Here is a 17,216-nt window from a genome sequence, read left to right on the forward strand (position 1 = left end):
CGGCGGATCTCGTCGTAGCGGCGGCCGCCGACCAGAGCCTGACCCGACGTCGGGCGGTGCAGGCCCAGCATCATCCGCATCGTGGTGGACTTCCCGGCCCCGTTCGGGCCGAGGAAACCGGTCACCACGCCCGGTCGGACCTCGAAGGACAACCGGTCCACCGCGAGTGTCGATCCGTATCGTTTGGTCAGCTCCAGCAGCTCGATCATGTGGTCGATCGTGGCAGCGGAGACCTCCCCGGCGCGTCAGACCGAGGTCGGAACTCGATGTATGACCCAGGTCAGATGTGCTCGCCCACCCGGCCCGATTAGCGTGATCGCCATCGCCATCGCCATCGCCATCGCCGAATCGCCTACCGCCGCTGCCGGGGAGGTCACGTGACCGCACAGCCCGTACCGGACATCAGTGTTCTTCTCGCCGACGACCATCCGCTGATGCGGGAGAGCTTCCGGACGCTGCTCGACGTGACACCCGGCCTCGTCCTGGCCGGTGAGGCCGGCACCGGCGCCGAGGCCGTCGCGCTGGCCCGGCTGCATCGGCCCGACGTGGTGCTGATGGACGTGCAGATGCCCGGGATGGATGGCATCGAAGCGACCCGCCGGATCCGGACATCCCCGGAGACCTCGACGGTACGGGTGATCATGTTGACCACCTTCGCCCACGACGACTTCGTGTACGCCGCCCTCGCAGCGGGCGCCAGCGGCTTCCTGGTCAAGGACTCCACCGCCCTCGACCTGCTCAACGGCATCCGTCAGGTCGCCGCCGGCGGCTCACTGCGTCCCCTCCCGGTGGGCTGACCCGCCCTACTTGTCGAACTCGCCGTCCCGGACCCCGTCGGTGAACGCCGCCCACTCCGCGTCGGTGTAGACGATCACCGCGTTCTCGGGCTTCCGGCTGTGCCGGACGGCGACATGTCCGGGCGCCTGCGGCAGGTCCAGAGCAACCTCGACACAGTTGCCAGTGCCGGACCGAACCGACTTCCGCCACTCCGCGCCGCTCAGGTCAACATTCACTGTCACTCAGCTCCTTCAGTCGTCGGGACATCAGCGCTGCGGACCGGGATTGGTCAAGCGCAGTCGCGTCGAGTCCCTTCCATACTTGTCGATATCTGTTCAAGTCCTGCGGTCTGTCGAGATACATGCCCTGTATCTGACTCTCGAGGTAGATCGTGCTCGGCGGGCGATGACCGTTCTCCAGCGGAAAGTCCAACAACACGAACCCGCTGATCTGCGAGGCTCGATGCAGCCCGACGGACAGAGGCAGCACCCGCACCGACACGTTCGAGAGGCCGGCGACCCGGAGCAGGTGCCGGAGTTGAGACCGCATCACGCCCTCGGGCAGAGCCACCCTCAACGCCGATTCGGCAATGATCACCTCGAGCCGCGACGGCTGAGGAGACGCCCGGGTCAGTTGCCGTTGACGTGACCGCCGGACCTCGACACGGGCCGCAAGCTGTTCCGGCGTCAAGTCGGGGTCCACGGCCAGAATCGCCGTCTCCATGTAGGCGGCATCCTGCAGCAGACCCGGAATCAGCCACGGCTCGAAAGTACGCAACCGGTCAGCCGTCTGCTCCAGAGCCACATAGAGCTCGAACCAGGTCGGCACGGCGTCACCATAGGAATGCCACCATCCCTTGGAACGGGTCTCGCCGGCCAGTTCCTCGAGCACGGCTCGGGTCGAGTCGGGAACGCCGTACCGCATGCACAGCAGGGTGACCTTGCCCTTCGGCGTGGAGACCGTGCCGCGCTCGATGCGCCGCAGGCTCTGCACCGTCTGCCCGATCACACCCGCCGCCTCGGCCATCGTCACCTTGGCGTTCTCGCGGGCCTTGCGCAGAGCGATGCCGAGCGTCCGCCGCGGGATCGTCGACCCCACGCTCGCGGACTCGGTCACCTCCCGGCTCCTCTCGACCCTCACGATTGCGGATTGAGGTATTCCGTCACCGCCTCTCTCTGGTCGAACAAATGATTCATGTGGATCGAACTGGAAAGGCCGTATGTGGCATCTCCGGTTTTCAGCTAACAGCCAGACCCTCGAACCCCACAAGCCACTCGACCATTCGAGAATGACGCCGGCACAGCACCACACCGACCCGCCGCGGACGGAACCGCCGGACGGGGCCTTCGGCATCCCCATGCCTGAGCTGCGACGACGGGCGGGCCGCGCAGCCTCGCCGGCGACCACCCGCCCGTCGCCGCGAGCGTCGACCGCACCCGGAGCGCCCCCCAGAAGTGGAACACCTTCGAGCACCCCGAACAGGCCCCGCGCTACGAGCACCGACCCGTCACCGAGCGGCGCCGCACCCACGAAAACGCCGTCATGAGCTCCGCCGGTCTCACCGGGCCGCCATCGGTCCTGCCGGACCGCCGGCGTGAAGGCTAACCGCGTGCCTCGATCCTGTCCGCCCGATCGCGCAGCTCATGGGCGTGCCGATCCCAGTCGGGGCCGAACGACAGCAGATCCGCCGACGCCTCCCGCAACACGGAGACGTCATCCGGCCGCTGAAGGCAAACCAACCGGTACGCCAGATTTCGTGCCCAGGGCGGCATCGCCATCCAATCCTCGTCCGCGATCTCCCGCAGCACGCGCAGGATCTCATCCGCCGGCGCAAAGGTGACCACCTCGACATACGTCCGTATCGCGTCGATCATGGCCCGGTGGCCGGCGTTGTCGTCATTCGGAATGACGTTGCGGGCGGCGGCGCCGAGGTCGGTCATGGAGTGCTGCTCTCCTTCGAGTCCGGGCAACATGCGCTCGATCATCCACGAGCCCCGGACACCCCGTGCACGGTGGCGCTGCGGGCGATGCCCCATCTGTGGCTCCCACCCGTCAGCGCTTCGGCGTCGGTGAGCAGCAGGAGCGTGTCGCCGGGCCGGATGCCGAACAGGTCGCGGGCGCCTTTCGGGATGACGACCGTCCTTTCCTTCCGACCTTGACGGTGCTGGCGAAGTTCCCCTGCGCACGCTCAGAACGGGACGAGGACGGCCGAACGTCTTGGTGACGGCGTCGATGGGAGGACTCCTTGACCCCGTGGGCCGGGTATGCCGGATTCGCCGCGGTGCTGCTCACGGCGTACACCCTCACGCTGGTGACCGGGGCGCCGCAGAGCGTGACCGACGCGCTGGGCCTGATGGGGCTGCTCGGCGGCCTCGCCGCCATGCTGTACGGGATCCGCCGCCACCGGCCCCGCTCCCGATGGCCGTGGCTGCTGGTCCTCGGGCAGTCGCTGGTCCTGAGTTCGTTCGCGATGCCGCCCGGGGTGATGTACGGCGGCCGGGTGCCGAGCGTGGGCGACGTGGTGCTGCTGGGCGCGAACGCCGTCGGAGTCCTGGCCCTGCTCCTGATCGTGCGGCGGCGGAGTCCCGGCTGGGACCTGCCCGGCCTGATCGACGCGGCGATCCTGACGGTGGCGGCGGTGTTGCTCTCCTGGATCTACGTTCTGGAGCCTATCGTCGGCGGCAGCGCTGATCTGTACACCCGGACGGTCGCGGCCGCCTATCCGCTGAGTGACCTGCTGCTGGCGGCGCTCGGGGCGCGGCTGCTGCTGGACGCCGGGCCCAAGCCGGTGGCGGTGCTGAGCGTGACCGGCTATCTGGTGCTGGTCATCGTTCCGGACACGATGAGCACTCTCGCCACGCTGTCCGGGGATCAGCGCTGGCGGGCCGCGGCGGCCCCGCTGTGGACGGCGTCGGCGCTGCTGCTGGGGATGACCGGGATGCACCCGTCGCTGCGGGACGTGGACGCGCCGGTGACCGGAACCGCCCAGGACCTCGGGCCGGGCCGGCTGGCCGCGCTCGCGGTCGCCTCGCTGCTCGCCCCGGCGGCGCTGCTGGTGCAGTACCTGCGCGGGGCGCGACTGCACGTGCCGCTGGTCTGCGTGTCCTGCGGGATCCTGTTCCTGCTGGTGATCGGCAGGTTGGCGGGGCTGGTCGCGGTGCAGCGGCGGATGGCGGTCACCGACGAACTGACCGGTCTGCGTACCCGCCGGTTCTTTCAAGGGGTGCTGGGCGGGCCGGTCAAACCGACCGCTGTGGTGCTGCTCGACGTCGACCACTTCAAACGGGTCAACGACACGTACGGGCACGACGCCGGGGACCGGGTGCTGCGCGAGGTGGCCCGGCGGATCAGTGGCGCGGTGCGCGGCGGTGACGTGGTGGCCCGGTACGGCGGGGAGGAGTTCGCCGTGCTCCTGCCGAACGCCACGCCGGAGGAGGCCCGGGCGATCGCGGCGCGGATGCACGGGGCGGTCCGGGCGACGCCGATCACGGTCAGCGACACGGCGGCGATCACCGTGACGGTGTCGGCCGGTGTCGCCTGCACGCCCGCCGACCTACCCGAGCCGGGCACCCTCCCACTCGTCGCCGACCGGTTCCTTTATCAGGCCAAGAACGCCGGGCGGGACCGGGTCGTCGCCTCCTGAGCCGACGAGGGCTGACGAGGGCCGACGAGGGCCCACGAGGACCGGCGAGGAGTCACGCGTCCAGACGCAGGTCCGGGTGACGGCCGGCCACCGTGCGCATCCGCCACCGGTGCGGGAAGACCGCGAGCAGAGCGTCGTCGCGGACCCGGGTCATCACCTCGACGTTCGACTCGGCCTTCAGGATCTCCCGACCGGCGGCGTCGGTGCGGGCCGCCACCTCGTACGGCAGATGGTCGAGCTGCACCTTCACCCCGAACTCGGCCTCCAGCCGGTAGGCGGCCACCTCGAACTGCATCGGCCCGACCGCGGCGAACACCGGCGCCTGGTCACCGCGCTGATCCGAGCGCAGCACCTGGACCACGCCCTCACCGTCGAGCTGCTCGATACCGCGGCGGAACCGTTTGAACGCGCCGGTGTCGGAGGTCCGCACGACGGCGAAGTGCTCCGGCGGGAACGACGGCAGCGGCGGGTACTGCACGGCGCCGCCCGCGTACAGGGTGTCGCCGATACCCAGAGTGGTCGCGTTGACCAGGCCGACCACGTCACCGGGGAACGCCTCGTCGATGGTGTCCCGGCCCTGGCCGAAGATCTGCTGGGCGTACTTGGTGGCGAACGGCTTGCCGGTGCCGGCGTGCGTGACGATCATGCCGCGCTCGAACCGGCCGGAGCACACCCGCATGAACGCGACCTGGTCCCGGTGTGCCCGGTTCATGTTCGCCTGGATCTTGAAGACGAAGCCGGAGAACGGGCCGTCGACCGGCTGCTCCGAACCGGTCGCGGTGGGGCGAGCGGACGGCGGCGGGGCCAGTTCCACGAGCAGGTTCAACAGCTGGCGTACGCCCAGGTTCGCGACCGCCGCGCCGAACAGCACCGGCGTCGTCGCCGCGCCCAGGAACGCCTCCTGGTCGTGGTCGGCGCCGGTCATCTCGAGCAGCTCGAGCTCCTCGCCGGCGGTGACCCAGTCGGCCCCGAACCGCTCGGCGGCCTCCTCGGCGCTCATCTCCTCCTCGATGGCCAGGTCGGCGCCGCCGGGGGAGCGCTGCATCCGGGTGAACACGCCGGTGCGCCTGTCGATGACGCCGTGGAAGTTGCCGGCGATACCGACCGGCCAGGTCAGCGGGGTCGGCTTCAGCCCGATCCGCTCCTCGATCTCGTCCATCAGCGCGAGCGCGTCGTTGCCGGGCCGGTCCCACTTGTTGATGAAGGTCATCACCGGGATGGCCCGCTGCCGGCACACCTCGAACAGCTTCAGCGTCTGCGGCTCCAGGCCCTTCGCCGCGTCCAGCAGCATCACCGCGCTGTCCACCGCGGTCAGCACCCGGTAGGTGTCCTCGGAGAAGTCGGCGTGGCCGGGCGTGTCGAGCAGGTTGATGACGATGCCCTGATATTCGAACTGCAGCGCCGCGGAGGTCACCGAGATGCCGCGCTGCTGCTCCATCGCCATCCAGTCGGAGACCACACCCTTGCGGTCACCCTTGCCGTGCACCGCGCCGGCCTGCCCGATCACCCGGGCGTGCAGGGCGAGCGCCTCGGTCATCGTCGACTTGCCGGCGTCCGGGTGGGAGATGACCGCGAACGTCCGCCTCCGGCCCGCTTGAGCGGCGACCCCCGCCGACGACGCCGGCACGTTCTGACTCACGCTATGCACTCCGATTTCACATCCCGGACAACGATGACCTGACGCACGGTATCTCCTGGCACTCGACTTTGAGTCACGCCGGACCGTGATGACCCTCACCGTCACCGGGCAGGATGGTGCCATGCGTCTCCTGGGAGTGTGCCTGATGCCGGTGATCGCCGCCCCGATGGCCGGCGGTCCGTCCACGCCCCGGTTCGTGACCGCCGCCGCCAGGCCCGGCCCGGCAGTGTTCACGACGTGCTCACCGCGCTGATCCCGTAAAGGGCTTGCCGGTACTGATAGACATCCGTGCGTGACGAACCCACTGGACCACCCTGCCCTGCTGCGCCTGATCGGTGAACGGTCCACGGCGTTCCGGGACGCGGTCACCGCCGCGCCCGGCCTCGGCACGCAGGTGCCGACCTGCCCCGCATGGACGCTGTTCGACCTGGTCCGGCATGTGGGCGAGGTGCAGCGCCGCTGGGCGGCCACCGTCACCGCGGGTCCCGCCGACGGCCCCACCCAGGGTGTCGCCGAGGATGCGCCGGAGCTGCCGCGGGAGAAGGAGGCGCTGCTGGCCTGGTCGGCGGAGTCCACCCGGGCGCTGCTGGACGCGCTGCGGGCGGCCGGACCGGACCGGGAGTGCTGGACCTGGTGGGGTGGCTCGCAGACGCCGCAGACCAGTGGTGGCGTGGCCCGGCACCAGCTGCAGGAGGTGGCGGTGCACACGTACGACGCGCAGGCCACCGGGGACGGCGGGCGGCCGCTGCCGGAGGAGGTCGCGCTCGACGGGGTCGAGGAGTTCCTGGAGACCTGCTGCGCCGGACCGTACTCCTGGCCGTACGAGCCGGGCGCCGTCGACTACGCGACGGTCGAGGGTCCGGCCTGGCGCCTGACGCTCACCGGCGACGGCGTGCACAGCGCGCCCGTGCCGACGCCGAGTGACGAGGCCGCCGCCACCCTCACCGGGACGGCGAGCGACCTGGTCCTGGCCCTGTACGCCCGGATCCCGGTGGACCTGCTCAAGATCGACGGGAACCGGCGGGTCTTCGACGAGCTGCTCGCCTGGGATCCGGAGTAGGGACGCTCTTCTACGTTTCTACGTAATTACGTTATGGTGGAGGGGTGAGCGACCCCGAACGCCTCGACGCCCTCGAACGGCGCGTGGCCGATCTCGAACGCCTCCTCCACCGCGAGCCCACCCCACCGCAGACCCCCGACCCCGACACGTTCTGGGCGCTCGAAGGACTGATCGCCCGGGTGGGCGACCCCGGCGCCGTCATGATCACCGGGCATGTGGCGCTGCCCGACGGCCGTGCCGCCCGATGGCAGGAGACCGCCGGCACCGAGGACCTGCTCGACGGCGACTGGTCGCAGCACGTCGCCGCGCTGGCCGCGCTCGCGCATCCGGCGCGGATCCGGCTGCTCCAGCACGTGCTGCACGGCGCCGCCACCGCCCAGGACCTGACCCGGCTCGACGGCATGGGCACCAGCGGGCAGGTCTATCACCACCTGCGCCAGCTCGTCGCCGCCGGCTGGCTGCAGACCATCGGCGGAGGTCGCTACGAGGTGCCGGTCGCCCGCATCATTCCGCTGCTCACCACGATCCAGGGAGCCCGCCGATGAAACGTTCGATCGCCCGCCTGCAGACCTGGTGGTTCCGGCTGTTCATCCTCATCGTCCCGGCGATGCTCGTCATCCCGGTGCCGCAGCCCTTCGACATCCTGCTCATGGCGGCGCCGCTGGCGCTCGCCTTCGTCCGCCCGCCCCGCTCCACCAGGGACCCGGTCGAGCTGGCCGCGCCGGTCCGGGGCCGCTGGGTCGTCCTCAACGGTCCCGGCACCGCGGTCCCCAGCCACGGCGTGCGGGCGCACGGACAGACCTACGCCGTCGACATCCTCCAGCCCTCCGCGGACGCCGCCGACACGATCAGCTGGTCCCCGCGCACCCGCGCCCCCGAGTCGTACGCCTGCTTCGGCGCCCCCGTCCTCGCCATGGCCGCCGGGACCGTCGTGCACACCGCCGCCGGCCGTCGTGACCACCGCAGCCGCGACACCTGGCCGGCTCTGCTGTGGATGATGACGGTCGAGGCGTTCGCCCGTGAGCTGGCCGGCGCCCCCGCGATCCTCGGCAACCACGTGATCGTCCGCCACGACGACGACACCTTCGCGGCGTACGCCCACCTGCGCCGCGATTCCGTCACGGTCCGGCCCGGGGACCGGGTCGCCGCCGGGCAGCAGCTGGCCGAGGTCGGCAACAGCGGCAACACCTCCGAACCGCACCTGCACGTCCAGCTCATGGACCACCCGCGGCCGACCGCCGCCGCCGGCCTCCCGATGCGGTGGGCCGGCCTGACCCTCGACCCCGCCGGCCGGGACCCGCGCTGGACCACCGGCGACGCGAAACCGTCCGCCCTCCCCGGCTTCCCGCAGAACGGCCAGATCGTCGAGGCCGGGACGGTCCCGTCCGGACAGAATGGACCGGACCGTCTACCGTGATCCTGGTCCACCCCCGGCTGGTTCTCAGTGCTGTCTCCCGCGCCTCGAGACAGCCCGGAGAGCCAGCCGGACCCCGGAGAGAGGACCGCCGACTGTGCACGTCGATGACGGGACCGCCGCGTTCACCGACCTGATCGCGGCGGTGAAAGCGGCGGTGAAGGCCGCGAACACCCATGCCACCTTCGACCGTCTGCTGCGCGTCAGCGAGCTGACCCTGATCGTCGCGATCACCACGAAACGCAGCGGTGGCGCCGGCCTGCAACTGCGGGTGCCGGTCGTCGGGACGAAACTCGGCGGGAAGTACACGCACAGTCGCAGCGACAGTCAGCGCGTCGAGATCGTCCTGGTGCCGCCGCCGGACGACGAGTTCGAGGTGCGCGGCGGCACGGTCGAGGACACCCTGCTCGAGGCGATCCGGACGGTGCAGGCGACCCTCGCCGCCGCGGCCGCCGGCGACGACCCGTTCCTGCTGCAGACCAGCACGGTCAGCCTCGATTTCGTCGTCACCGACGCCGGATCGGTGGAGCTGATCGGCTCCGGCGCCCTGGAGGATCAGGCCGTGCACACGGTCAAGCTGAAACTGTCCGCCGCCGGCTGACCCGCCCGCCATGAAGCCCTCCGACATCGCGGCGCTGGTCACGTCCATCGCCGCGGCCGTGGACGGGCGGGGCGACCTCGATGCGGCTGTCGCCGGCCTGCATCGGCTGCCCGCCGGCGTGCCGGGTCGCGGCGGTCTCGCCGCCGGGCTGCTCGCCGCCATCATCAGAACCGGCCGGAAACCCGGGTTGGAGCGGCTGCGGGAGGTCGGCTACCTGCTGGCGGTGGCCGACGAGGACCCGCCCGACGATCCCCTGTGGCAGCGGCACCGCGTCACCGCCCGGCTGATGAGCCTGCTGCACGCGTCGGAGCAGGGCGAACTCGGCGACGCTCGGGCGGCGCTCGACGAACTCCCCGCCCTGGAACGCGCCGGCGCCGACTTCCCCGATCTGCGCCCGCTGTTCACGGCGGCGAAGGCGGAGTTGAACTTCGCCCTCGCCATGCAGGAGGGCGACACGGACGCGATGGCCCTGCTGTTCGCCGGCACGACGTTCTTCGACTGGGCTCCGCCGCCGCCCCCACCCCCGGCGCTGCTGGAGACCCGGCCGGTGGAGTCGCTCGACGACCGGGAGAGGCGCCTTCGGCGGCTCGATGCCACGCTGCGGTCACCTCGGCTGCCAGCGGTGAACCGTGTCATGACCCGGTTGGCCCTGGGCCGGATACTGCTCGACCGGGTGACAGGCACGCTGCCGGGCGGCCCCGGAGAGACGGCGGCCGATCGCGGCAGCGACGATCCGGACCTGGCCCGGGCCATCTACAGCTTCCGCGAGGTGCTGGCCGAGCCGGTCATCGGCTCCTGGGTGACCGCGTCGGCCCGAGTGCTGCTGAGCACGGCGGAGACGCTGCGCGACGGTGTGCCGGACGCCTCGGACCCGGCGGATCGGAACCCGGTGCTGGGCGGGATCCACGGATCACCGGGAGGCGGACCCCGTCCCTGGTGGGGTGGGCGCCCGACGCCGGGCGCGACGCCGTTCGAGGAGCCGTGGGTCTCCGAACCGTCCTCGACGAGATCCGTCCCCCCGGCCGACGAGCCCGAGGACGGGCGGTTCCTCGTCGGGAGTCTGCCGGCCCAGGCGCCGCTGGGCGCCGAGGTGAGCCTGACCGTCCGCGTGACCCAGCACGTCCGGGCGCTGGAAGGCGCCCGGTTCACCGCGCTGCGCCCGATGACGATCGGCAGGGCGGGCACCACGGTGACCCTCACGGTGGAACCGGATACCGGGATGACCGTGCTCGGGCCGGGCCAGTACCGGCTGCACGTACCCGCCGAAGGGGACAGCGATCCGGTGCGGATCGAGTTCCGGTGTGATCGGATCGCACTGCACCGGGTGCGGGTCACGGCGTGGTCGGGGGGCACGTTCCTGGGCGAGCTCGACTTCGAGGTGTCGGTGTCGGCCGGTGGCCCGGCGACCGGCCCGTACATGAAGGCCGCGCCGATCGGCCGGGTCACGCCCGAGGACGGCGAGGTCACGCTGCAGGTCCGCCGCGACGGCGGACGGTACCTGTTCCAGCTGCTCAGCGCCGAGCAGATGTTCGACCCGGTGATCGTGGAGTCGATGGCGGCGGGTCCGGAGACCGCCGTCGACCAGGCGATCGCCACGTTGCAGGTGCTCGCCCGGGGCAGCGGCGGATACGAGCCCCGCCACACCCGGATCCTGTTGCAGAACACCGGGGTGGCGCTGTGGAACAGCATGGTGCCGGAGGCGATCCGGGAACAGTTCTGGCAACTGCGGCCACGGATCACCACCTTCACCATCGCCACCGGGCTCGACGTCATCCCGTGGGAACTGCTGTACCCGATGTCGCGTACCGAGGACGAAGGTTTCCTGGTCGAGCAGTTCGCGGTCACCCGGCGGGTCTACAACCAGGCCCGGGCGCGGGAGATCGGCCTGCGCCCGGCCCGGTTCGTGGCGCCCGCCGACGGTCCCCGCAACGCGGCCGCCGAGGTCGGCGCCGTGCACCGCATCCTGTCCGGGACCGGCTCGCCGGACGTGGTCGGCGACCTGGCCGGGCTGCTCGCCCTGCTCGACCGCGGCGACCCGGGACTGATGCATTTCGCCTGCCACAACAGCTACCGGCCGGACGCGGGGTCGTCGATCGCGATGGCCGGTGGCGCGTTCGTGCCCACCCTGCTGGAACGGCCGAAGGCGAGGAAGGCGCTGGCCCGTACCCGGCCGCTGGTGTTCGTCAACGCCTGCCGGTCCGCCGGGGCGGTGCCGCACTACACCCGCATGATGGGCTGGGCCGAGCAGTTCCTCGGCGCGGGCGCCGGCGCGTTCGTCGGTACCCTGTGGGACGTGCGCAGCAGCGCGGCGCAGACGTTCGCCGAGACCTTCTACGACGCGTTCGCCGGCGGCGCCACGCTCGGCGACGCCACCCTGTACGCCCGTACCGCCACCGCTGCCGCCGAAGGCGATCCGACCTGGCTGTCCTACACCGTCTACGGCGATCCGCACGCGACGGCGGCCGTCGCCGTCGATGACGACGGCGAGCACCCTCGGTGACGTCACGTTCGCCGTGACGTCGCCAGACGACTTCGCCTACACCTGGGAGAACTTCGTCGACCTGCGGGACTTCTACCAGCGAGCCGCTGCCGCCGGCCGCGCGGTGATCTTCACGGCGACCTGGCGGTCCCCGTCGGCCGTGAGGTCGTCGATGAGGGCTTCGGCCAGCGCGCCGGTGCGGGTCTCGTCGTCGTCCAGCGCGAGGATGACGAGACTCGCCCTCCGGTCGGGCACGCGGACCAGTTGCGCGGTCAGGCCGGCCCAGGAGCCGCCGTGCCGGAAGACCCACAGACCCGCATGGGTGCGCACGTCGATTCCCCAGGCGTAGTCGAGGTGACCGAGAGCCCGCAGCACGCGGTCACTGGTGCGGTCGAACCCGGCCCGGTGCAGCTCCGCGAACGAGACACTCTCGGGCAGCCCGCTCGTATGGTGGATCAGGTGACGCACCGCCACCCCGGCCGGCAGCCCCGGCAACCACCGGACCAGGTCGTACTCGGCGTCCAGCAGCCCCCGCCGGATCAGAAGCGCCGCGCGGGCCGCCGTGACCTGCTTGGACGTGACGCGGTGTAAGCCACGGTGCCGCCGGTCATCCCGCCCCGGGTCACGAAGGCCGCCGGCGCGCCGCCCACCCGCACACCGATGACAAGCGGATGAGCGGTGTTCTCGATCAGGGCGGCGGCTCGTTCCGAAAGCGGGAGGACCATGCCGAACGTTGTATCAAGCCCTCGCGAACCCGGCCGCCCTCTTTCACTTCCGGTCCGCGGTGCTTCTCTCCAACCATTCTCCGGTACGGGCCACGCACAGCCCCGTGCCTCCCCGCGGCAACGGCAGGCGTCCCCTCACCACCGTCCCCCGGTGCGGGTCATGCATGCCCCTTACGGCTACCCCCAGGCACAGCGCTGACTGGCAGGAGACCTCGGCTGGCGCTCAGTGCTGTCTCCCGCCGGTCGAGACAGCACTGAAGGTCCGCCGCCTGGCCTCTTCCGGTTGAGTGGCCCGCGAGGGCGGTGATGTCGGCCACGCCGTGGGCCGACGGGAAACAGGGGATCCGCCGGTGGCGTTGTCCGTTCTGTGACATTCGTCTTCACTGTTCTCGGGGACTCCATCGCGTACGGGCAGGGCGCCGGCCGGGCGGCCGACACCATCGGGGCGCGTCTGGTCGCTGCTCTGGCCCGTACCGGGCAATCTGTCGATCTTGAAGTTTTCGCCGTTCCGGGCGCGGACAGCCGCGGGCTGGCCGCTCAGGTCGCACGCGCCGCCGCCGCCGCTCCGGACCTCGCGCTGGTGATCATCGGCGCGAACGACCTCACCCATCTCGTTCCACCCCGGCAGGCAGCCGCGCTGCTCGGTGACGCGGTACGTGCCCTGCGGGCCGCCGGCGCCGAGGTCGTGGTGGCGCCCGCGCCGGACCTCAGCGTCGTGCCCTGGGTGCCGCCGCAGTTCCGGATGCTGGTCAGCAGCGGCAGCCAGGCGTTACGTCAGGAGCAGATCCGCGCGGCGACCGCGGCCGGCGCCCGGATCGCCGACGTCAGCGGCGTCACCTCGGTTGCGTTCGCGGCCGATCCGGCCCTGTTCAGCGCGGACCGTTTCCACCCGTCCAGCGCCGGCTACGCGGTCATCGCGGACGCGCTGGCGCCGACCGTCCACGAAGCCGCCACGGCAGCGGCGCACCGCGACCGGTCCGACGCCCGCTGACGTCTCAGGTCCTGTGTGGCGGACCCCGCAGGAGCGAGACCAGGTCCGTTGCACAGGACCTGATCTGGCTCCCGGGAGTAAGACCGGGTCCGCCGCGCAGGATCTGTTTCAGCCCTCGCGGGAGTGAGACCAGGAGGACCTAGTCTGGGCCGGTGCGCGATGACTACACCGCCGGCCTGCCCCGCAAGCGGATGGGGGCCGGCGCCCTGCTGACCGACGATCGAGGGCGGGTGCTGCTTGTCGAGCCGGCCTACAAGGACTACTGGGAGATCCCGGGCGGCGCGGTGGAGGCCGACGAGTCGCCGTTGACGGCGGTCACCCGCGAACTCGCCGAGGAACTCGGGCTTCGGCTGCGGCCGGGCCGGCTGCTGGTGACCGACTGGGTGCCGCCGCGGGCCGGGCGGACCGAGGGCCTGATGATGGTGTTCGACGGCGGGACGCTCACGCCGGAACAGGCCGCCCGGATCCAAGTGCCCGCCGAGGAGCTGCGGGGATGGGCGTGGTGCACCGAGCAGGAGGCCGGCGAACGGCTTCCGGAACTGCTGGCCCGGCGGATCGGCGCGGCGCTGCGGGCCCGCGCCGACGGCACCGCGATCTATCTGGAGAACGGGTACGGGCGCTGACGTCGCGGATGTGCCGGCATCGGGTCAGGCGACGCAGAATTCGTTGCCCTCCGGGTCGCGCATGACGATGTGGCCGAACTGACCGCCGTACGTCTGCTCCCGTACGACTGTCGCCCCGATCGCGGCGAGGGCGGCCGCTCTCCGGCGGATCAGGTGCTCGCGGTCGGCCGGTTCGCCGTCCACCAGTGTCCGGGGGCGGCGCCGGGACCGGGGCAGCCCCTACGATGGCCGGTGCCGGTGAAGGGGGACGCATGGCGCTGTTCGATGACGCGTACACGGCCGATCCGCATCCGGTTCTGGCGCGGCTGCGGGGGAGTGGGCCGGTGCACCGGGTGCGGTCGGCGGCCGGCATCCCGTTCTGGCTGGTGACCCGCTGGGACGAGGCGCGGCAGGTGCTCACCGATGCGTCGCTGTCCAAACGGCAGCCGGTCGATCAGCTGCCGGCGCCGCTGCGGGCCGCGCTGGCGACCCAGATGCTGCTGCGGGATCCGCCGGATCACACCCGGCTGCGGCGGCTGGTGTCGGCGGCGTTCACCGGGCGGCGGGTGCAGGCGCTGGAGCCGGAGATCGTACGGATCACCGACCGGCTTCTCGACGGTCTGGCCACCGAGGCGGAGCCGGATCTGATCGGCCGGTTCGCCGTGCCGCTGCCGTTCGCGGTCATCTGTGAGCTGCTCGGTGTGCCGGAGGAGGATCGCGGCCCGTTCCGCGCCTGGTCCGACGTGATCATCACCGGTGGCTCCGGGCCGGCCGGGATGGCTGAGGCGATGGCGGAGATCGTCGCCTACTTCCGGGATCTGATCGCCCGTAAGGCGGCCCGGCCCGCGGAAGATCTGCTGAGCGCGCTGCTGGACGTGCTGGACGACGGTGACGACCTGGTCGGCATGGCGCTGCTGTTATTGGTGGCGGGCCACGAGACCACGGCGAACCTGATCGGCAACGCGGTCTACCTGCTGTCCCGGTGGCCGGACCAGCGGGACCGTCTGCGCGACGACCCCGATCTGCTGCCGGCGCTGGTCGAGGAGGTGTTGCGGCTGGCCAGCCCGGCGGCGACCAGCACGTACCGGGTCACCACCCGCCCGACGACGATCGGGGCCACCACGATTCCGGCCGGGGAGCAGGTGCTCGTCTCGCTGCTGGCGGTGAACCGGGATCCGGAACGGTTCGCCGCTGCGGACACCCTCGACCTGGAACGCGGCGACGCCGGGCACCTCGCCTTCGGGCACGGTGTCCACTTCTGTCTCGGCGCGCCGCTGGCCCGGCTGGAGGCCCGGGTCGCTCTGGGCCGGTTGCTCGGCCGCTTCCCGGACCTCCGGCCGGCGGTGCCCGCGGAGGATCTGCGCTGGCGTTCGGGTCTGCTGATGCACGGACTGGAGGCTCTGCCGGTCCGCCTGACCGGGGCGACGGGGCCCTGACGGGGTGACGGGTCCTGACCGGGATGACCGGATCAGGTCAGTCGGCGGGTGGGTCGGCCAGCGGCCAGCCGCCGGCGGCCAGGTGCGCGGCGACACGGACGGTGTCCTCCGGGGTGGCCTGCTGGAGGACCGTACCGCTGATCATGGTTTCGATGTCGGCGGTGGTGATCGGGTTGGTGGACTGCTGGGACTGCTCCGCCAGGGCGCGGGCGATCTGGCGGATCTCCGCTTCGGTCAGTTTGCGGCGCAGCAGGCCGAGCAGGGCCACGTAGTCCCGGCGGGGGACGCCGTCGGGATAGCCGGCGCGCAGCCACTCGACGGCACGGGCCACGAAACCGGCGCGCTGTTCGCTCATTTGTCCACCAGGGTCGGGACGGCGTGGTCGAAGGTCAGGGTCTTGCCGAAGCCGGTCGCCACGATGTAGGTCAGGCCGAGCAGGACACCGACGACGACGATGCCGAAACAAAGGTACGCGACGGCCGTACCCCGCAAACGCCGTTGATCTTGATCTTGTCCTCCGGACGCCAGGGAGCGGATGCCGGCCGCGAACAGGGCGGGTAGGCCGGCGCCCAGGATCAGACCGGCGGCGAGCACCTTCCAGGCGCCTTCGAGGGCGAGTTGCAGGCTGCTCATGCGGTGACCTCCGCCTTCGGCCGGGACGGCTCCTGCCAGTCGTCGTTGACGTTGTGGTGATCGACCGGGGTACGCCGGGACCGCGCCCACATCAGCCCGGTGAGCAGCAGCAGGATCACGAAGACGACCACGGCGCCCGCGGTCGAGCCGATCGAGTCGCCGATCCACCACATCAGCGCGCCGGCCAGCCCGGCCGCCGGCAGGGTGATCAGCCAGGCCAGCACCATCCGCCCGGCGACCCGCCAGCGGACCTGCGCGCCCGGCTTGCCGACACCGCTGCCCAGGATGGACCCGGTCGCGACCTGGGTGGTGGACAGCGCGAACCCGAGCTGGCTGGACGACAGGATCACCGCCGCGGACGCCGACTCCGCGGCGAGGCCCTGCGGCGGCGCGATCTCCACCAGACCCTTGCCGAGAGTACGGATGATCCGCCAGCCGCCCAGATAGGTGCCCAGGGAGATGGCCAGCGCACAGCTCACCTTCACCCAGAACGGGATGCTGCCGGTGTCGGTCCACGTGCCGGACGCGATCAGGGCCAGGGTGATGACGCCCATCGTCTTCTGCGCGTCGTTGGTGCCGTGTGCCAGCGACACCAGCGAGGCGCTGCCGATCTGCCCCCAGCGGAACCCGGCGTCGGTGAACCGGCGGGCCACCCCCACCGTGATCCGGTAGATCATCCAGGTGCCGGCCGCCGCCACCAGCCCGGCGATCAGCGGGGACATCACCGCCGGCAGCAGCACCTTCCCGACGACGCCGTCGAGTTTGCCGCCGTCACCGGTCCACTTGACACCGGCCCAGCCGAGACCGGCGACGGCGGCACCGATCAGGCCGCCGAACAGCGCGTGCGAGGAGCTCGACGGCAGGCCCAGCAGCCATGTGAAGACGTTCCACACGATCGCGCCGGCCAGACCGGCCAGCACGATCAGCAGTAACGCCTCCCCGCTGTCGGCGAGCAGTCCGGGTTTCGGGGTTCCGTCCGGGTTCTGGAGGCGTACCACCGCGTTCGTCACCGTCAGGGCGACCTGCACGGAGAGGAACGCGCCGATGAGGTTCAGCACCGCCGACAGCAGCACGGCGACCTTGGGCCGCAACGCGCCGGTGGCGATCGACGTCGCCATCGCGTTGGCCGTGTCGTGGAAGCCGTTCGTGAAGTCGAAGCCGAGGGCGGTGATGACCACGAGAATGAGAACCACTGATGTCTCGGTCACGAGATGAG

22 protein-coding genes and 1 pseudogene are annotated in these 17,216 nt (G+C 71.3%); 12 read left to right on the plus strand and 11 right to left on the minus strand.

What is annotated here, in order from left to right; translation table 11 throughout:
* Window positions 1-209, minus strand: a 209-nt coding sequence (locus Aut01nite_RS41850) for an ATP-binding cassette domain-containing protein (protein WP_204037939.1), incomplete at its 3' end; no start/stop codon positions are given.
* Between the two features lie 168 nt (window positions 210-377).
* Here Aut01nite_RS41850 and Aut01nite_RS41855 point away from each other — a divergent pair.
* On the plus strand, window positions 378-797 hold the full coding sequence (locus Aut01nite_RS41855; RefSeq protein ID WP_307837565.1) for a response regulator: 420 nt from the start codon (window positions 378-380) through the stop codon (window positions 795-797).
* A 6-nt stretch (window positions 798-803) separates the two neighbouring features.
* On the opposite strand, the gene Aut01nite_RS41860 is transcribed toward Aut01nite_RS41855, so the two are convergent.
* The 4 genes from Aut01nite_RS41860 to Aut01nite_RS44135 form a co-directional block, all read right to left on the minus strand.
* Window positions 804-1,019, minus strand: coding sequence for a DUF397 domain-containing protein (locus Aut01nite_RS41860; RefSeq protein ID WP_043529966.1), 216 nt, complete (start codon window positions 1,017-1,019; stop codon window positions 804-806).
* Window positions 1,003-1,893 (minus strand): helix-turn-helix domain-containing protein, encoded by an 891-nt coding sequence (locus Aut01nite_RS41865; RefSeq protein ID WP_161790719.1) that lies wholly within the window; start codon window positions 1,891-1,893, stop codon window positions 1,003-1,005. The genes Aut01nite_RS41860 and Aut01nite_RS41865 overlap by 17 nt, the downstream gene beginning before the upstream one ends.
* 485 nt (window positions 1,894-2,378) lie before the next feature.
* Window positions 2,379-2,762, minus strand: a complete 384-nt coding sequence (locus Aut01nite_RS44130; RefSeq protein ID WP_236643021.1) for a hypothetical protein — start codon at window positions 2,760-2,762, stop codon at window positions 2,379-2,381.
* On the minus strand, window positions 2,759-2,908 hold the full coding sequence (locus Aut01nite_RS44135; protein WP_307837568.1) for an AbrB/MazE/SpoVT family DNA-binding domain-containing protein: 150 nt from the start codon (window positions 2,906-2,908) through the stop codon (window positions 2,759-2,761). The genes Aut01nite_RS44130 and Aut01nite_RS44135 overlap by 4 nt, the downstream gene beginning before the upstream one ends.
* Before the next feature lie 114 nt (window positions 2,909-3,022).
* Between Aut01nite_RS44135 and Aut01nite_RS41880 the strand changes: the two genes are divergently transcribed.
* Window positions 3,023-4,420 (plus strand): GGDEF domain-containing protein, encoded by a 1,398-nt coding sequence (locus Aut01nite_RS41880; RefSeq protein WP_052164292.1) that lies wholly within the window; start codon window positions 3,023-3,025, stop codon window positions 4,418-4,420.
* Window positions 4,421-4,472: 52 nt separating this feature from the next.
* Here Aut01nite_RS41880 and Aut01nite_RS41885 read toward each other — a convergent pair whose 3' ends face one another.
* Window positions 4,473-6,059, minus strand: a complete 1,587-nt coding sequence (locus Aut01nite_RS41885; protein ID WP_052164293.1) for a peptide chain release factor 3 — start codon at window positions 6,057-6,059, stop codon at window positions 4,473-4,475.
* Between the two features lie 121 nt (window positions 6,060-6,180).
* On the opposite strand from Aut01nite_RS41885, the gene Aut01nite_RS44570 reads away from it, so the two are divergent.
* The 7 genes from Aut01nite_RS44570 (at window position 6,181) to Aut01nite_RS45025 (ending at window position 11,962) form a co-directional block, all read left to right on the plus strand.
* The gene (locus tag Aut01nite_RS44570; protein ID WP_268871731.1) at window positions 6,181-6,312 is read left to right on the plus strand and encodes a hypothetical protein; all 132 of its coding nucleotides are present in this window, start codon (window positions 6,181-6,183) and stop codon (window positions 6,310-6,312) included.
* Between the two features lie 39 nt (window positions 6,313-6,351).
* Complete coding sequence (locus Aut01nite_RS41890; RefSeq protein WP_043529968.1) at window positions 6,352-7,119, plus strand: maleylpyruvate isomerase family mycothiol-dependent enzyme; 768 nt, start codon at window positions 6,352-6,354, stop codon at window positions 7,117-7,119.
* A 44-nt stretch (window positions 7,120-7,163) separates the two neighbouring features.
* Window positions 7,164-7,664, plus strand: a complete 501-nt coding sequence (locus Aut01nite_RS41895; protein WP_043529970.1) for a helix-turn-helix domain-containing protein — start codon at window positions 7,164-7,166, stop codon at window positions 7,662-7,664.
* Window positions 7,661-8,536 carry a M23 family metallopeptidase gene (locus Aut01nite_RS41900; protein ID WP_052164294.1) on the plus strand — a complete coding sequence of 292 codons (876 nt, stop codon included), beginning with the start codon at window positions 7,661-7,663 and terminating at the stop codon, window positions 8,534-8,536. The genes Aut01nite_RS41895 and Aut01nite_RS41900 overlap by 4 nt, the downstream gene beginning before the upstream one ends.
* Window positions 8,537-8,630: 94 nt before the next feature.
* A complete protein-coding gene (locus tag Aut01nite_RS41905; RefSeq protein ID WP_043529972.1) occupies window positions 8,631-9,134 on the plus strand; it encodes a trypco2 family protein in 504 nt (167 codons plus the stop codon).
* Window positions 9,135-9,144: 10 nt separating this feature from the next.
* Window positions 9,145-11,634, plus strand: a complete 2,490-nt coding sequence (locus tag Aut01nite_RS41910; protein WP_043529974.1) for a CHAT domain-containing protein — start codon at window positions 9,145-9,147, stop codon at window positions 11,632-11,634.
* A complete protein-coding gene (locus Aut01nite_RS45025; RefSeq protein ID WP_083999674.1) occupies window positions 11,609-11,962 on the plus strand; it encodes a DUF1877 family protein in 354 nt (117 codons plus the stop codon). The genes Aut01nite_RS41910 and Aut01nite_RS45025 overlap by 26 nt, the downstream gene beginning before the upstream one ends.
* A gap of 17 nt (window positions 11,963-11,979) precedes the next feature.
* Here Aut01nite_RS45025 and Aut01nite_RS45030 read toward each other — a convergent pair.
* Window positions 11,980-12,180: pseudogene (locus Aut01nite_RS45030) on the minus strand (hypothetical protein); the annotation flags it as partial.
* 525 nt (window positions 12,181-12,705) lie between these two features.
* Between Aut01nite_RS45030 and Aut01nite_RS41920 the strand changes: the two are divergent.
* Both Aut01nite_RS41920 and Aut01nite_RS41925 read left to right on the plus strand, forming a co-directional pair.
* A complete protein-coding gene (locus tag Aut01nite_RS41920) occupies window positions 12,706-13,329 on the plus strand; it encodes a GDSL-type esterase/lipase family protein (protein ID WP_043529979.1) in 624 nt (207 codons plus the stop codon).
* 152 nt (window positions 13,330-13,481) lie between these two features.
* On the plus strand, window positions 13,482-13,952 hold the full coding sequence (locus Aut01nite_RS41925) for an NUDIX domain-containing protein (RefSeq protein ID WP_307837567.1): 471 nt from the start codon (window positions 13,482-13,484) through the stop codon (window positions 13,950-13,952).
* A 24-nt stretch (window positions 13,953-13,976) separates the two neighbouring features.
* Here Aut01nite_RS41925 and Aut01nite_RS41930 read toward each other — a convergent pair whose 3' ends face one another.
* Window positions 13,977-14,135 carry a VOC family protein gene (locus Aut01nite_RS41930; RefSeq protein WP_236643023.1) on the minus strand — a complete coding sequence of 53 codons (159 nt, stop codon included), beginning with the start codon at window positions 14,133-14,135 and terminating at the stop codon, window positions 13,977-13,979.
* A gap of 68 nt (window positions 14,136-14,203) precedes the next feature.
* Between Aut01nite_RS41930 and Aut01nite_RS41935 the strand changes: the two genes are divergently transcribed.
* Window positions 14,204-15,367 carry a cytochrome P450 family protein gene (locus Aut01nite_RS41935; protein WP_043529981.1) on the plus strand — a complete coding sequence of 388 codons (1,164 nt, stop codon included), beginning with the start codon at window positions 14,204-14,206 and terminating at the stop codon, window positions 15,365-15,367.
* A 37-nt stretch (window positions 15,368-15,404) separates the two neighbouring features.
* On the opposite strand, the gene Aut01nite_RS41940 is transcribed toward Aut01nite_RS41935, so the two are convergent.
* From Aut01nite_RS41940 to Aut01nite_RS41950, 3 genes are read right to left on the minus strand one after another with little or no spacing between them, the layout of a single operon-like run.
* A complete protein-coding gene (locus Aut01nite_RS41940) occupies window positions 15,405-15,722 on the minus strand; it encodes a DUF3349 domain-containing protein (protein ID WP_043529983.1) in 318 nt (105 codons plus the stop codon).
* Entirely contained in the window at window positions 15,719-16,000 is a 282-nt protein-coding gene (locus Aut01nite_RS41945) for a hypothetical protein (protein WP_043529985.1), read from the minus strand. The genes Aut01nite_RS41940 and Aut01nite_RS41945 overlap by 4 nt, the downstream gene beginning before the upstream one ends.
* Window positions 15,997-17,208 carry an inorganic phosphate transporter gene (locus Aut01nite_RS41950; RefSeq protein ID WP_043530035.1) on the minus strand — a complete coding sequence of 404 codons (1,212 nt, stop codon included), beginning with the start codon at window positions 17,206-17,208 and terminating at the stop codon, window positions 15,997-15,999. The genes Aut01nite_RS41945 and Aut01nite_RS41950 overlap by 4 nt, the downstream gene beginning before the upstream one ends.
* Between the last annotated feature and the right edge of the window lie 8 nt (window positions 17,209-17,216).

It is taken from the genome of Actinoplanes utahensis, from assembly GCF_016862455.1.
Taxonomy (GTDB): Bacteria; Actinomycetota; Actinomycetes; order Mycobacteriales; family Micromonosporaceae; genus Actinoplanes; species Actinoplanes utahensis.

What these genes read in the sequence shown, in the direction of transcription:
- Aut01nite_RS41935 (WP_043529981.1), top strand. Translation starts at nt 14,204, where the DNA reads ATGGCGCTGTTCGATGACGCGTACACGGCCGATCCGCATCCGGTTCTG.
- Aut01nite_RS44570 (WP_268871731.1), top strand. Translation starts at nt 6,181, where the DNA reads ATGCGTCTCCTGGGAGTGTGCCTGATGCCGGTGATCGCCGCCCCGATG.
- Aut01nite_RS45025 (WP_083999674.1), top strand. Translation starts at nt 11,609, where the DNA reads ATGACGACGGCGAGCACCCTCGGTGACGTCACGTTCGCCGTGACGTCG.
- Aut01nite_RS41945 (WP_043529985.1), bottom strand. Translation starts at nt 16,000, where the DNA reads ATGAGCAGCCTGCAACTCGCCCTCGAAGGCGCCTGGAAGGTGCTCGCC.
- Aut01nite_RS44130 (WP_236643021.1), bottom strand. Translation starts at nt 2,762, where the DNA reads ATGATCGAGCGCATGTTGCCCGGACTCGAAGGAGAGCAGCACTCCATG.
- Aut01nite_RS41910 (WP_043529974.1), top strand. Translation starts at nt 9,145, where the DNA reads ATGAAGCCCTCCGACATCGCGGCGCTGGTCACGTCCATCGCCGCGGCC.
- Aut01nite_RS41900 (WP_052164294.1), top strand. Translation starts at nt 7,661, where the DNA reads ATGAAACGTTCGATCGCCCGCCTGCAGACCTGGTGGTTCCGGCTGTTC.
- Aut01nite_RS41940 (WP_043529983.1), bottom strand. Translation starts at nt 15,722, where the DNA reads ATGAGCGAACAGCGCGCCGGTTTCGTGGCCCGTGCCGTCGAGTGGCTG.